This window comes from Halogeometricum borinquense DSM 11551, from assembly GCF_000172995.2.
Classification (GTDB): Archaea; Halobacteriota; Halobacteria; order Halobacteriales; family Haloferacaceae; genus Halogeometricum; species Halogeometricum borinquense.
In genome coordinates, this window is the sequence record NC_014729.1 from 2,407,695 (window position 1) to 2,421,810 (window position 14,116).

Consider the following 14,116-nt stretch of genomic DNA (forward strand, 5'->3'; position numbering starts at 1 on the left):
GACAGGAGGGATTCGAAGAACACCATTGCACCCCGTACTCGAGGCGTAAAACGAGTCCGCCGATCAGTCACTCCGCGAATCCGGTGCGGGTTGGGGCGTTCCACGGCTGGAAGCGCCAGACGACCGGATGGCGTCCCATCGTCGCGCGCCGATGGCGAACGTGGACTGGATGGTCAAGCCGACGACGAACACGAGTCCAAGAAGCACTATGTGCAGGACATCAGCGACGAACACGGCCGATTCTCGAAGGTTCATACTCTCACGTGCTTCAGTCAAGTAGAAAAATCTCCTGTGCAAATTATCAAAGTTGAGTTCTTGGTCAGAAGAATAGAATATGCCGCAGAGTACGGGAAGATCGCAGTATAGCCCAAGATAACGAGCTATCGGGAGCCGGTAAAACACGAATCGAGACTGTTTGACGGCGGACTGTTCGTGACCACACCACAGTGCAACGTCGTCGCCCGCGAACCAAACGGGTTTTAACGGGCCATATCGAAACACGGGCAAGGTCGATATCTATGCAGATGCCACGCCGATTCAACACGTACTGCCCGAACTGCGACGGGCATCACGAACACGAGGTCGAGAAGGTCCGATCCGGACGCCCCACGGGTATGAAGTGGGACGCCCGTGCCCAGAAGCGCGGTAAGAGCACGATCGGTAACGCTGGTCGCTTCTCGAAAGTGCCCGGTGGGGACAAACCGACGAAGAAGACCCACCTGAAGTACATTTGCTCGGACTGCGGCAAAGCCCACATGCGCGAGGGCTGGCGCGCTGGCCGACTGGAGTTCCAGGAGTAATCCATGGCGGGTAACTTCTATCTCGTCCAGTGCACCGATTGCGACAACGAACAGGTCGTCTTTGGCAAGGCCTCGTCCGTCATCAACTGCGCCGTCTGCGGGACGACGCTGGCGACGCCGACGGGTGGCGACGCCGAGATTCACGGCGAAGTCGTCGAAACAGTCGAACGCCGCTCCGCCGAGGCGTAAGCTCCCCTCTGGAGGTATTTACATATGAAGTACAGCGGTTGGCCTGACAGCGGTGAACTCGTCGTCGGAAAAGTCGACGAGATAACCGACTTCGGGGTCTTCGTCGACCTCGAAGAGTACGAAGACACGCGCGGCCTCTGCCATATCAGCGAGGTCGCCAGCGGCTGGATCAAGAACGTCCGCGACCACGTCCGCGAGGGACAGACGGTCGTCGCCAAAGTGCTTGACGTCGATACGGGGTCACAGCAGATCGACCTCTCGATCAAAGACGTCAACGAGCACCAGCGCAAAGAGAAGATTCAGGAGTGGAAAAACGAGCAGAAGGCCGACAAGTGGATGAGTCTCGCGTTCGGTGAGGACGTCACCGACGACGAGTACAGCGAGATTGCGAACGCAGTACTCGCCGAGTACGAGACGCTCTACGACGGCTTCGAACAGGCCGCAATCCACGGTGTGTCGGCCCTCGAAGACGTAGACCTCGACGAAGACGAGGTCGAAGCCATCGTCGATACCGCCCGGCAGAACGTGTCGGTCCCGTACGTCAACGTCACGGGATACATCGACATTCGCTGTCCGACTGGCGACGGTGTCGATGACATCAAAGAGGCGCTGAAAGCCGCCGAAGGCGACGACGTGCCCGAAGAGATTCAGCTCGAAGTCACCTACGTCGGTGCGCCCGAGTACCGCATCAAGGTTCGCGCGCCCGACTACAAGACGGCCGAGACGGCTCTCGAAGACGCCGCGGCCCGCGCCAAAGAGGTCATCGAGTCCCGAGGTGGCACCGGTGAGTTCCACCGCGAGCGTCACGAAGACGACGAATAGGACCGTGAAATCCGATATTCGGGTCTGTGATGCGTGGCAAAACGCGCACGAACGGCCCGTTTACACGCTTTCTGACACCTGTCCCGAGTGCGGTGCGGACGCAGTCAACAGCGCGCCAGCCCCGTTCAATCCGGAGGATCCGTACGGGGAGTACCGACGCGCTCTTAAACGCCGCGTCCGCGAATAGGGGCATGGAAGACATCGAAGTGGAGACACTCGCGGACCCAGACCTTCGTGATCCGGTCCTCGTTGAGGGCCTGCCGGGCGTCGGCCACGTCGGTAAACTCGCCGTCGAACATCTCCTCGAAGAGCTTGACAGCGAACCCGTCAGATACATTTACGCTGACGAATTCCCACCGCAAGTGACGCTGAACGACGACAGCGTCGCCCAGTTGGCTCGTGCGGAGTTCCACGCTGTTGACGCGGGCGACCGCGACTTGCTCGTCCTCACTGGCGATCATCAGGCACAGACGAACAGCGGTCACTACCACCTCACGGACGCGTTCCTCGATATCGCCGAGGAGTTCGGCGTCGAAGAGGGGTACGCGCTCGGTGGCGTCCCAACTGGTGAACTCGTAGACGAACCGTCCGTTCTCGGTGCCGTCACCGACGAAGACGACGTCGAACGGCTCGAAGCCGTCGATGTGGAGTTCCGCGAAGACGAACCCGCGGGCGGCATCGTCGGCGTCAGCGGCCTGCTCCTCGGACTCGGTGAACGGCGCGGCCTTTCGGTGGCGTGTCTGATGGGCGAGACGAGCGGATACCTGGTTGATCCTCAGAGCGCACAGGTCGTTCTCGAAGTGTTGCAGGACGTAATCGACTTCGAGGTCGGCTTCGAGTCCTTAGAGGAACGAGCCGAGGAGATGAAAGAAGTCGTCGGCAAGATTCAGGAGATGCAGAGCCAACAGCAGGGAATGAACGACGACGACCTGCGGTACATCGGATAGCGGCCTCAGATCGAGTCGAATCGGTGTGCGAGTTCGAGACTACGGGTGACGACATCGGGCGCGACGACGAGTCGAACCGTGCCGTCGTCGTGTTCGATAAGATTCGCCTGTTCGAGTTTCGGGAGGTGAACGTGGACCAGATTCAGTCGCATCTGTGCGCGCGTGTGACTCCCGAACGTATCGTCGTCTGCGAGTCTCGAAACGAGCGTCTCGAACGCAATCTCGTTAGCGTCGGATGAAGAAGAGCACAGATAGTAGAGGAGGCGACGCCGTACGACGTCGGCGAACGCGACAAAGCGGCCGTCCACGTCGGAGTCTCGCGTCACTAGATAGTTAACATACTCCCAGATATAATATGTTTTTATATTATATTTCCAACCACATTGTTGTCAGGCCTCTAGGATGTCATCATCCGGGGCAGGTGGGACCGAGAGCGATCCATCGAGCGCAGTGACCGCAAACCCGCCAACTCGAACCTCGGTACCGACGCGAACGTGAACTCTTCCCGGCCGGTCGAGAAAGTGTCCTTGCTCGAACACCATCTTCTCGGGAAGTTCACCGTCGAACGCATCAACGTGCCGAAGATACGCACCGCAGGCACCGCTGGCCGTTCCAGTTACTGGATCTTCCGGGATGCCGATGCCGGGTGCAAACATTCGCGCGTGAAGCGTCGTGTCGGCCTCAAGCGCGTCGAACGTGAAGACGTACAGTCCGGCAACGTCGTACTCGTCGGTGAGTTTCTCGACAGCAGTGAAGTCCGGATCAGCGTTGCCGAGATGTTCGAGGAAGTTCACGGGGACGACGAGGAACGGAAGACCAGTGGAAGCGACCGCGGGCGGAACTGCCTCGCCGACATCGCGGAACGCCGCGGGGTCGATACCGAGGGCTTCGCCGAGTCGGGCGTAATCGAGATCGACGGATTCGACGGTGGGGGACTCCTGTGTCATCCAGACGATTCCGTCGGCTTCGACTTCGACATCGAGGACGCCGACGTTCGTCTCGACGGTGTGGGTTCCCGCATCGATGACGCCGTCCCGGTAGAGATGAGCGTGCGTGGCGATGGTGGCGTGCCCGCAGAGGTCAATTTCGCGGGTCGGCGTAAAGAATCGGAGACGCCGGTCTGCGCTCCCCGACGATTGGACGAACGCCGTTTCGCTAACAGCGAGTTCACTGGCGACGCTCTGCATCTGCGACTCGGTCAGATCACCGTCGGGGACGACTCCGGCGGCGTTACCCGAGAGCGGTTCCGTCGCAAACGCGTCGACGAGGAGCGTACGGCGGGTTTGCATACACCTCTCGACGGTTCTCTCAGGTAAGAATCCCGGCGGTTCGTCGGGACGGTTATTCCGTAGCGACGCCGGGCCGTGACGCACCGCCGTTCATTACTTCGCGCATGTTCATGCACGAGGGACAACCGAACACTTCGTCGTCGCTATCGCCGAAGACGCGCACGAAATCGCGGGTTACGAACTCACCACAGTTGTTGCATGTGTACATCTGCTATTTCTCCCCTGTTATATGTTGCCATACATCATGGTTATATAAAATTATGCGCTAGATAGCAGACGATTATGCAGACTGAAACATGTGGCAAGTTGACGGTCACGCAACGATACGGACACGTTAAAGAGGACTACATCCCGTTCATGTAGTGGTGAACGAAGCCTATGGGCGACCTCCCCGACGAGTTTAACTGTACCATCACGAACTGGGAGTACATCTACGGGCGGTGCCGCGACGTGAGTGATCAGGTGAAAGGCGCCGAGTTCGACCCCGATGTGGTCGTCGCCCTCGCGCGCGGCGGTTGGTTTGCCGGGCGGTGCATCTGTGACTTCCTCGGGTTAGACGACCTGACGAGTCTGAAGATGGAACACTACGTGGGAACGGCACAGAAGTCCGGCGAACCCGAAGTTCGCTACCCGATGCCCGAAGGAAGCGTCGAAGGCAAAGACGTACTCATTATCGACGACATCGCCGACACGGGTGGCTCTATCGAACGTGCGTACGAGTACGTGACCGAACGCGACGCGGGCGAAGTCAGAACCGCGACACTCCAACTGTTGCAGACGAGCGAGTTCGAACCGGACTTCGTCGGTGAGCGACTCGAAGAGTGGACGTGGGTCGTCTACCCGTGGAACTTCATCGAAGACATGATTGACCTCACGACGGGCGTCATGGAGAAAGCCGACCAAGCGACGTTCGACGTTGAGGACATCCGTCACTACCTCGCGGAGTTCCACAACGTGGACCGTATCGAGATGGAGATTGCCCAACCGAACCGGATGTCCGAAGTGATGTCGGAGATGGAACGGCGCGGCTTCGTCGAGACGACAGGAGACGGCGAGTGGCGTCTCGTCGAAAACGAAGGCGTCGGCGCGTAACTCGAACACGTGACCGGCCCGAACTCGAACGCCGACCCTGAACCCGACCGGATTGACGCCCTCTTCGACGCCTACGCGCTGAAGGACGAGCGCCGAACCGGGTGGCAACTCCGCGAGGTGTCCGACCCAGAATCCGTCGCGTCCCACTCGTGGGGTGTCGCGTATCTCTGCCTCTGTTTCGCGGACGACGTGCCGGACGTTGACCCCGACGAAGCACTCCGTCTCGCTGTCCTCCACGACGTGGCGGAGGCACGAACGGGGGACAAACCAACTCGGGCAGACCCCGACGCCGAGACAGTGGACCCCGACGAGAAAGAGCAACGCGAGCGCGCCGCCGTCTCCGAACTCCTCGCGCCGTTCGATGCCCACCTGCGAGACGACTGGGAAGCATACGAGTCGCGGGGCACGCCCACCGCACAGTTCGTGAAGGACATGGACCTCGTGGACATGTGCCTACAGGCGGTGATTTACGAGCGGGAAGCGCGATACGATCCCGACACAGACAACCCGAATTTCGAGGCGTACGGGCGTCTCGACGAATTCTTTGCGACCGCCGAACCGCGCCTCCGGACCGACCTGGGGCGAAGACTCTTCGAGGCCCTGCAACGCCGATACGAGACGGCAAAGCGGGAACGCGACGACGCATCGGAGTGAGGCGGTAAGCGACGCCGTCTCCGAAGCGTTTGAGATGGTTCCCGAGAAGGCCAGAACGTGGAATCGCTATTCTCGATCTTCGCAACCGCTATCCTGCCGATACTCGTCGTCGGGGCCGTCGGGTTCGTTCTCGGTCGCGCCAAAGATATCGATACCGACCCACTGAACACCGTCGTCGTCTATATCCTCGCGCCCGCACTCGTCTTTCACAGTCTCGCCACGACAACGTTGGCTGAATCGACCTTAGTTCAAGTTGCCGGTGCAGTCACCGTCTACCACCTCGTGATGATTGTCGTCGCAGAGGGGGTTGGCCGCGCCTTCAGCGAGCGCGACCCGCTGTTGAGCGCGCTCGTTCTCGTCTCGGCGTTCCCGAACTCGGGAAACTACGGCGTCCCGGTTTCGAACTTCGCCTTCGGAGAAACCGGACGCGCGACGGCCGTCCTCTTTCTGTCAGTGCAGGGCGTCCTTATCTACACGGTAGGCGTCTACATCGCCTCACGCGGCGGCGGCGCGAGCGGTCTCGCCGGCTTGAAGGAGGTGTTCCGAATCCCGCTCGTCTACGCCGTCATCGCTGCCCTCCTCGCACGGGGACTGGGCATCGTTCCGCCCGCCGACGCAACGTCGATGGCGACGCTCAAACTGGTCGGAGACGCCTCGATTCCGGTGATGCTCATCATTCTCGGCATCCAACTCGCCCGAACCGACGTGGGTGCGACGCTGCGGACCGTCGGCGTCGTGACGACGCTGAAGATGATCGTCGCACCCGTCATCGGCGTCGGCGTCGCCCTCGTCGTTGGATTTTCCGACCCCGCCGTCGCCAAGACGTTCGTCCTCGAATCGGCGATGCCCGCGGCGGTCACCCCACTGATTCTCGTGGCCGAGTTCGCCGAAGGGAAAGTAGCCGGAGTCCCGGTCGCAGAGTTCGTCTCGACAGCCGTCTTCGTCACGACGCTGGTTAGTATTCCCATTCTCACGGCAGTCATCGCCATCTTGGAGTCCGGATTGCTGTTCTGACTGGCCGCTGGGTGGGAGCGACTGCGACGAACCCGCCCGAACGCTGCGAAGCGGACTCGCCACGTTTTACCTGCTATCTCTACAAGGACGAGTATGACCATCGGATTCATCGGTGGCAGCGGCATCTACGACGCCCTGCCGCTACAGGACACGCGCACCGTCGAAGTCGAAACACCGTACGGAAACCCGTCAGCACCACCGACAGTCGGGGAGTTCGGAGATACCGGTCGGGAAGTTGTCTTCGTCCCGCGTCACGGACCCGACCACCAGCGCTCACCGACGGCAATACCGTACTGTGCGAACATCTTTGCGCTGAAAGAACTGGGCGTCACGCACGTCCTCGCCTCCAACGCCGTCGGCAGTCTACGCGAGGAGTTACCGCCACAGACGCTGGTGATTCCGGACCAGATTTTCGACCGGACGAAACACCGCGATTCGACGTTCTTCGACGAGGACATCGTCGTTCATCAACCGTTCGCCGAACCCTACTGTACCGAACTGAACGAGATTCTCACGGAGGCCGCCGAGGAAGCGACGGACGCGAAAGTTGTCCGCGGCGGAACGTACGTCTGCATCGAGGGACCGCAGTACTCGACGCGTGCGGAGAGTGAGTTCTACCGCGAACAGGGCTGGGACATCATCGGCATGACAACGATACCCGAAGCGAAACTCGCCCGCGAAGCCGAGATGGCGTACGCGACGGTCACGGGCGTGACCGACTACGACGTGTGGAAAGAAGACAGCGAAGTCACCCTCGAAGAGGTGCTGAAGAACGCCGAGAAGAACGAGACGGCCATCAAAGAGACGGTGGAGGCCGCAATCGAGGCCATCCCTGAAGATCACGACTGTTCCTGTCACTCGGCACTGGATGGAACGATTAACACGCCCGACGACGCCATCCCCGAGGACGTAAAATCCGATCTCGAACCGCTCATCGGCCGGTACGTCGAGTAACCCGCCGCCACGGCACTTCTAGTCGGACCGAAATAGCTTTACCAGTGTTTAGGCCTACCTAAAACAGATGGCCAAAACACCCACGCGGAGGATGTACCTCAAGCGAACCGGCGCGCTGATCGGTGCAGGAGTAGTCGCCGGTTGCTCGGGCGACGGCGACAGTTCAGCGGCGACGACGGAATCGACCGAGGCGCATCCGGAGACGACAACCGAAACGGAAACGACGCCGGAAGAATCGGAGACAGCCGCCTCGCCGTACACGGTCTCTATGAAACCGATGGGTGAGGTGACGCTCGATGCCGTCCCCGAGAACGTCTTCACTGTCTACCCGCAGTACGCCGACATGGCTGTCGCACTCGGACACGGCGACGCTCTCAACTCCGTCTACGTGCCGGAGATGTCCGGTACGACGATGAACCAGTACTATCACCATCTCGACGGCGTCTCCTTCGAGTGGCAGAACCTCACTGATCCCTTGTCCGACGGCCTGCACAAAGAGCAACTGCTCGAACTCGACAGCGACGTTCACCTTGCCGACCCCGCGTGGGTTTCCACACAGGATACCTGGGACGCCGGCGACGTGGCCGAAATCGAATCACAGGTCGCGCCGTGGTTTGGCAACTTCTACAGCGGAACGCACGCTGAGGCGCCCGACGGATACGACGACTACGGCTACTACACGCTCTGGGAACTGTTCGGCCACGTCGCCGACGTATTCCAAGAACGGACACGCTACGAAGCCCTGAACGAGGTCCATCAGAACCTCGTCTCCACGATTCGGTCGAACCTTCCACCGAAGGAGGACCGGCCAAGCGTTATCCGTGCGACGTTCTCCGAGAGCAACGAAATATTCTGGACGTACCACCTCAACGAACCGGGGTACTGGCTGGCCGACACCCGTCCGCTGGGCGCGAACGACGCGTTTGCCGAGCAAGACTGGGGCGGCCTCTGGGGAAGCGTGGACTTCGAGGCGGTGGCCGAAGCCGACCCCGACGTGATTCTCCATCTGTGGGGCATGACGCCCAACTACCAGATGTCGGATGTCCGTGCCGCCTTGGACTCCCACCCTGTCGGAAGCGAACTAACGGCCGTACAGGAGGACCGCGTCTATCCCGCGGGGATGCGCTATCAAGGTCCCATCATGAACCTGTTCCAGTTGGAGATGGGCGCAAAACAGCTCTATCCCGACGTGTTCGGGGAGTGGCCCGAGTACACGGACGGCGAGCCGTACCCGGAAATTCCGGAAGAAGAACAGTTGTTCGACCGGACGAAAGTCGCCGCCGCAGTCAACGGCGAACTCTAAGCGCCGCGACAGTCAACGGCAGACCGGAATCCCGCGCTCAGTTGCGCTCGGGTTCGACGACGCGCTCTCCCGCCGCTGTTGATCCACCATCACCGTGTTCGACGGCGTGACAGGACGCACAGTACCAGTTCTCGCCGTCTTCGGTCGTCGTCAGCGGTATTCCGGCGACGACCAACTGTTCACCGTACCGCCGGCACACGCCGTCGTCGTCAGATCCCTCACAAACCGTACAGGAGGTGACGTGAGCCGATTGCGCTTCCAGCGTTCTGCGGTAGCCGAACGCAGTCGGCGAGTACGAGACGTAGCCGGCCGCATAGCAGTGAAGCCACAAGATGGGACCATACGTGAGTGCGCCCGCAACTGGTGATTGGGCGAGGAGGAGGCCCGCGAGGGGGGCAAACAGCACCGAGGTGAGAAGCGAGACGGCGACGGTGAGTTTTCGGAGGTCACTGGAAAGGAGTGTGGACGGCGGCACGGCTCCAAGTACGGGCTGGGTGACAAAAATACTACATGACAACGCGGTCAGTCGGCGATGGCCTCGACGGCGTCGTCTTCCCCGGTATCGGCCGCCTCCGAATCCCCGTCGTCGGAGTCACCACCCTCGTCTAATTCGACCGCCTCGGGGTTCTGCACCCAGAGGTCGCCGAACAGGTCGTCCTGTTGGAGGCGGACGACGCCGCGGTGCGAGAGGAACAGAAGTGAGAGATACGTCGTCACCGGCGTCGCTGCGACAGACCGGATTTCGGCGTACAGAACCTCGTCGCGGCCGTTCTCGTACTGGGATCTGAGTTCCGACTCGACGGTTTCGATAGACGACTCGATATCTTCCGTGTGCGTCGTCCCCGTCACGTCCGCGGCCGTCGGTTCGTCGTTATCCCGGAAGTCGTCCGCCGACCGGTAATCGAGCGTCTGCGTCCCGCGCCGGTAGCCTCGCGGCGAGTCGGAGGTGTCGTACTCGCGGCGACGCTTCCACCACGACTCGCGCTCGGCCTCGCGGAGTTCGCGGACGAGTTCGTCCAGCGTCTCCGGATTCCCGCGGGCGTGCTTCCGTTCCAGACGACGGTCCATCTCGGCTTCGAGCGCGTCAACCGGGTCGAAGCCGGGCGCGCCGTCCGCCTCGCCGTCGGCCATTTCGCCGCCGCCTTCGAGGGCCGCCTCCCACGGTTCGAGTTCCGGTTCCTCCTCTGCTGCATCCGGTTCCAACAGCGCGTCGGATTTCATCCGCAGGAGAACCGAGGCGTAGAACAGCGCCCGTCCTGACGTGCGTAGGTCAGCCGTATCGAGTCGTTCGAGGAACGCGTCGGTCACCTCGACCACGTCGATGTCCCACGGATCGATCTCGCCGTCCTCTGCGAGTTGCACGAGGAGTTCGACGGGTTCGACCTCGTCGTCGTCGTCCTCGGGCACATCAACCGAATCGGGCATCACCGCCTCGCGGACTGGCGCTCCCTCAGTCATCTGCCGTCGCCTCCGGGTTCTCCTCTTCTTCGCCGTCTCCGAGTTGGATACCCGTCACTGCGCTCACGTTGTCACCCTGCATCGTGACACCGATAGCGCGTTCAGAGCGCTCTAAGAGGGCAGAGCGGTGCGAGACGACGACGAACTGGGCGCGTCCGGCCAAGTCGTCCACCATCTCACCGACGCGTTCGGCGTTTGCGGCGTCGAGGAACGCGTCAACCTCATCAAGCGCGTAGAACGGCGCGGGGTTGTGGCGCTGGATGGCGAAGATAAACGCCAGCGCCGTCAGCGACTTCTCGCCGCCGGACATCGCGTCGAGTCGCTGGATGGGCTTGTCGCCCGGTTGCGCTTTCATCGTCAGCCCCTCCTCGAACGGGTCCTCGGGGTTTTCGAGGTGGAGTTCGCCCGTCCCGTTCGAGAGGCGTTCGAAGATGTCGGTGAAGTTGTCGTTGATAGCGTCGAACGCCTCCATGAACGTCTCCTTTTTCTGCGCCTCGAACTGCTCGATGCGGTCTTGGATTCCCTGTCGTTCCTCTGCGAGCACGTCGCGGCCGTCCTGTAAGTCCTCTAAGTCGGCCTGCACTTCGTCGTACTCGTCGATTGCGAGCATGTTGACGGGTTCTAACGACTCCATTTTGCCCGTCAGCTGTTGGATGTTCTCTTGAACCTCGTCGTGGTCGGGAATCTCCTCGGGGTCGTACTCGCCGACTTCGGCTTCGAGTTCGTCGATCTCCCACGCGAGGCGTTCGGCGCTCTCGCGGAGATTCTCGACGCGCGACTCCACGCGCTCGACTTTGTCGCGCTGTTCGTCGCGTTCGGACTTTGCCTCCCGCACGTCTTCGCGGAGATCAGAGCGCTCGGCTTTCAGTTCCTTCAGTTCCGCTTCGAGGTCGGAGACGGCCTCGCGCTTCTCTTCGAGGACAGCCTCTTTCTCCTCGATTGCCTGCTCTTTCTCGCGGATGACATCGCGGGCGTCCGCCTTCCGGTCTTGGGCGCTCTCGACCGTCTCGTTCAGATCCTCGATGGCGTCCTCGGCGTACTCCTTCTCCAACTGGAGTTCGTTGAGGCGGCCATCGAGTTCGTCCATACGGTCTTCTTTCTCCTCGATTTCGGCGCGGATTTCGTCGGCCTGCGCCGTGAGTTCCGGAATCTTCGAGTCTGCGAGTTCGGACTCCAACTCGTCGATCTCCGACTGCACGTCGTCGATGTCGGCGGTGAGCGCGTCGATGTCGGTGTCGAGTGACTGCATCTCCTCGTCCACTTCGGCGCGCTTTTCGCGGAGTTCCTCGATACGGTCTTCTAACTGCTCGATTTCCGCTTTTTTCTCCTCGACATCCTCTTCTGCGCGGTCGATGTCGGCTTCGACCGACCGAACTCGGTCGGCGGCGTCGGACGCCTTCTCGCGGGCGTCGTCCAACTGCGACTCGATATCGCGTATCTCCTGTTCGATCTCGCGTCGGTCGTCTTCGAGGTCGGAAATCTCGACAGCGAGGCGTTCGAGTCGCCCCGACCCGGATTTCGAGAAGGAGTAGCGAGAGCCACCGCCGGATCCGCCGGTCATCGCGCCGGAACGTTCCACCAAGTCGCCGTCGAGCGTCACCATGCGGTAGTCGCCCATCAGCGACCGAGCGGTCTGCATATCCTCGACGACGAGCGTCGAACCGAGGACGTACGAGAAAATCGGCTCGTACTCCGCGTCGTACTCCACGATGTTGCGCGCGAAGTCCACGACGCCGGGGTCGCTCGGCTTCCGCGGCAGCCCCCGGTCGTCCATCTTCGTAATCGGGAGGAACGTCGCTCGGCCCGCGTTCCGCGATTTGAGGTAGTCGATACAGGAGGAGCCGACGCCGTCGTCGTCCACAACGACGTGTGCGAGGCGACCACCGGCCGCCGTCTCACAGGCCGTCGCGTATTCGCCCGGCACCGACCCGAGTTGGCCGACGGTGCCGTGGACGCCGGATTGCCCGGAGTTGAGAATCGTCGTCACCGCTCGTGGCCACGACGTGTCGCCGTCCTTCCCGGCGCGGGCTTCGAGTTCGGCGTACTCGGACTGTTTGCTCCGGAGTTCGTCTTCCACCTCGTCGAGATCAGATTTGAGGTCCGAGCGGTCCTCGCGGAGATCCTCGATAACGCCGTCTATCTTCTGTTTGTTCTTTTCGGCCTTATCGAGTTCCGAGTGCAGATCCGACAGTTTCGCTTTCAGAGTCGGCAGTTCTTCGCGGACCTCGCTGATCTTCTCTTGCGTTTCGGAAATCTCCGAAGACCGCCGTCGCGTATCGTCCAAGAGGCGGTCTTTCTCTCTCTGGAGGTCGTTTCGCTCCGTCTTCAGCTCTTCTAACTGCGATTTCTTCGCTGCGAGTTCGTCTTTGAGTTCGTCGAACTCGGTGTCCACGCTGTCAATCTCGGCCTCGACTTCGGCGAGCTCGGTCTCCTTGGTCTTGATCTCGGATTTGACCGACGCTTTCTCGACTTTGACCGCACGGATGTCGTCTTCGACATCGTCTATCATCTCCTGCTTGCGGTCGAGTTCGACGAACGCCTTTCGGCGCTCCGTTTCGGCCTCGTCGATGCGGTCTTCGGCGGCCTCGATAGCGTTTTCTAACCGGTCGATCTCACCTTTGACCGACTCGATCTCGCTTTTGATACGGAGTTGTTCGTCCTCGCCTTTCCGCTCGATCTCCTTGGACAGTTCGTCCAGTTCGGCTTCGAGGCGTGAGACGCGTCCCTGTCGCGTGTCGAGTTCCTCGCGGAGCGATTCGAGTTTCTCGGCTTTCGTCTCGGCTTTCGACTCGGTGCGTTCGAGGTCCGCACGCTTGTCTTCGAGTTCAGCGGCTTTCAGATAGCCCTCGTACTCCTCGCGTTCCTCGCGGAGCGATTGGTACTTCAGCGCCGTCTCGCGTTCGTCTTCGAGTTGGTCGAGGCGTGACTCCTTCTCCTCGATGCGGAGGTCCGCCTCCTCGATGCGTTCTTCGACTGATTCGAGTTCGCCGAAGGCATCCTCCTTTTTCGCGTCGAACTCTGCGACGCCCGCGATTTCGTCGATGATGCCCCGTCGCTGGTACGGGGTCATATTGATAATCTCGGTCACGTCGCCCTGCATGACGACGTTGTACCCTTCGGGCGTGATACCGGCCTGCGCGAGGAGGTCCTGAATGTCCGAGAGGTTGCAGGAGCGGCCGTTGAGGTAGTAGTACGAATAGTAGTTCTCGTCGGTCTCCTTTACGCGACGCTTGACGCGTATCTCAGATACGTCGCCCACGTCGTCGCTCCCGGCGGCGTTGATCACTTGGGACCGGTCGAGTTTCCCGTCGGAGTTATCGAGGATAACGGTGACGCTGGCTTCTTTCGTCCCACCAGCGCGTTCGCTCTCGGCGTCGGCGTGTCCGGGATTGTAGATGAGGTCAGTCAGTTTCTCCGCTCTGATACCTCGCGTGCGTGCGAGGCCAAGCGCGAACAGCACGCCGTCGATGATGTTCGACTTGCCGGAGCCGTTCGGGCCGGTAACTACCGTGAAGTCCTCGTAGAACGGGATTCGGGTCTTGCGCCCGAAGCTCTTGAATCCGTCAAGGACGAGCTCTTTGATGTGCATGGGTT

17 protein-coding genes are annotated in these 14,116 nt (G+C 61.0%); 10 read left to right on the forward strand and 7 right to left on the reverse strand.

The genetic code is table 11. From position 1 onward, the window contains the following. Positions 1–63: 63 nt before the first annotated feature. Entirely contained in the window at positions 64–255 is a 192-nt protein-coding gene (locus HBOR_RS12145; protein WP_006056471.1) for a hypothetical protein, read from the reverse strand. Positions 256–518: 263 nt separating this feature from the next. Between HBOR_RS12145 and HBOR_RS12150 the strand changes: the two genes are divergently transcribed. From HBOR_RS12150 to HBOR_RS12165, 5 genes are read left to right on the forward strand one after another with little or no spacing between them, the layout of a single operon-like run. Beyond that, positions 519–800 carry a 50S ribosomal protein L44e gene (locus HBOR_RS12150; RefSeq protein ID WP_006056470.1) on the forward strand — a complete coding sequence of 94 codons (282 nt, stop codon included), beginning with the start codon at positions 519–521 and terminating at the stop codon, positions 798–800. 3 nt (positions 801–803) lie between these two features. Beyond that, on the forward strand, positions 804–989 hold the full coding sequence (locus HBOR_RS12155; protein WP_006056469.1) for a 30S ribosomal protein S27e: 186 nt from the start codon (positions 804–806) through the stop codon (positions 987–989). A gap of 24 nt (positions 990–1,013) precedes the next feature. Beyond that, positions 1,014–1,811: a translation initiation factor IF-2 subunit alpha gene (locus HBOR_RS12160; RefSeq protein WP_006056468.1), complete on the forward strand. Its 798-nt coding sequence runs from the start codon at positions 1,014–1,016 to the stop codon at positions 1,809–1,811. A gap of 4 nt (positions 1,812–1,815) precedes the next feature. Continuing rightward, on the forward strand, positions 1,816–1,998 hold the full coding sequence (locus HBOR_RS19285; RefSeq protein ID WP_006056467.1) for an RNA-protein complex protein Nop10: 183 nt from the start codon (positions 1,816–1,818) through the stop codon (positions 1,996–1,998). Positions 1,999–2,002: 4 nt separating this feature from the next. After that, a complete protein-coding gene (locus HBOR_RS12165; RefSeq protein ID WP_006056466.1) occupies positions 2,003–2,758 on the forward strand; it encodes a proteasome assembly chaperone family protein in 756 nt (251 codons plus the stop codon). 5 nt (positions 2,759–2,763) lie between these two features. On the opposite strand, the gene HBOR_RS12170 is transcribed toward HBOR_RS12165, so the two are convergent. The 3 genes from HBOR_RS12170 to HBOR_RS20040 all read right to left on the reverse strand — a co-directional run bounded on the left by HBOR_RS12170 (position 2,764) and on the right by HBOR_RS20040 (position 4,255). Beyond that, a complete protein-coding gene (locus HBOR_RS12170; RefSeq protein WP_006056465.1) occupies positions 2,764–3,084 on the reverse strand; it encodes a DUF7344 domain-containing protein in 321 nt (106 codons plus the stop codon). Between the two features lie 63 nt (positions 3,085–3,147). Continuing rightward, entirely contained in the window at positions 3,148–4,047 is a 900-nt protein-coding gene (locus HBOR_RS12175) for a PhzF family phenazine biosynthesis protein (protein ID WP_006056464.1), read from the reverse strand. Between the two features lie 52 nt (positions 4,048–4,099). Further along, positions 4,100–4,255: a DUF7563 family protein gene (locus HBOR_RS20040; RefSeq protein WP_006056463.1), complete on the reverse strand. Its 156-nt coding sequence runs from the start codon at positions 4,253–4,255 to the stop codon at positions 4,100–4,102. A 170-nt stretch (positions 4,256–4,425) separates the two neighbouring features. On the opposite strand from HBOR_RS20040, the gene HBOR_RS12180 reads away from it, so the two are divergent. The 5 genes from HBOR_RS12180 to HBOR_RS12200 all read left to right on the forward strand — a co-directional run bounded on the left by HBOR_RS12180 (position 4,426) and on the right by HBOR_RS12200 (position 9,064). Then, positions 4,426–5,139, forward strand: coding sequence for a phosphoribosyltransferase (locus HBOR_RS12180; RefSeq protein ID WP_006056462.1), 714 nt, complete (start codon positions 4,426–4,428; stop codon positions 5,137–5,139). 9 nt (positions 5,140–5,148) lie between these two features. Beyond that, positions 5,149–5,793, forward strand: a complete 645-nt coding sequence (locus tag HBOR_RS12185; protein ID WP_006056461.1) for an HD domain-containing protein — start codon at positions 5,149–5,151, stop codon at positions 5,791–5,793. A gap of 57 nt (positions 5,794–5,850) precedes the next feature. Next, positions 5,851–6,807 carry an AEC family transporter gene (locus tag HBOR_RS12190; protein ID WP_006056460.1) on the forward strand — a complete coding sequence of 319 codons (957 nt, stop codon included), beginning with the start codon at positions 5,851–5,853 and terminating at the stop codon, positions 6,805–6,807. Between the two features lie 93 nt (positions 6,808–6,900). Then, positions 6,901–7,761: an S-methyl-5'-thioadenosine phosphorylase gene (gene mtnP / locus HBOR_RS12195; protein ID WP_006056459.1), complete on the forward strand. Its 861-nt coding sequence runs from the start codon at positions 6,901–6,903 to the stop codon at positions 7,759–7,761. 67 nt (positions 7,762–7,828) lie between these two features. Continuing rightward, positions 7,829–9,064: an ABC transporter substrate-binding protein gene (locus HBOR_RS12200; protein ID WP_013440673.1), complete on the forward strand. Its 1,236-nt coding sequence runs from the start codon at positions 7,829–7,831 to the stop codon at positions 9,062–9,064. 37 nt (positions 9,065–9,101) lie between these two features. On the opposite strand, the gene HBOR_RS12205 is transcribed toward HBOR_RS12200, so the two are convergent. The 3 genes from HBOR_RS12205 to smc are packed head-to-tail and all read right to left on the reverse strand — an operon-like array spanning position 9,102 to position 14,111. Beyond that, positions 9,102–9,539, reverse strand: coding sequence for a hypothetical protein (locus tag HBOR_RS12205; protein ID WP_006056457.1), 438 nt, complete (start codon positions 9,537–9,539; stop codon positions 9,102–9,104). 47 nt (positions 9,540–9,586) lie between these two features. Beyond that, the gene (locus HBOR_RS12210; RefSeq protein WP_006056456.1) at positions 9,587–10,522 is read right to left on the reverse strand and encodes a segregation/condensation protein A; all 936 of its coding nucleotides are present in this window, start codon (positions 10,520–10,522) and stop codon (positions 9,587–9,589) included. Then, the gene (smc, locus tag HBOR_RS12215) at positions 10,515–14,111 is read right to left on the reverse strand and encodes a chromosome segregation protein SMC (protein ID WP_006056455.1); all 3,597 of its coding nucleotides are present in this window, start codon (positions 14,109–14,111) and stop codon (positions 10,515–10,517) included. The genes HBOR_RS12210 and smc overlap by 8 nt, the downstream gene beginning before the upstream one ends. Between the last annotated feature and the right edge of the window lie 5 nt (positions 14,112–14,116).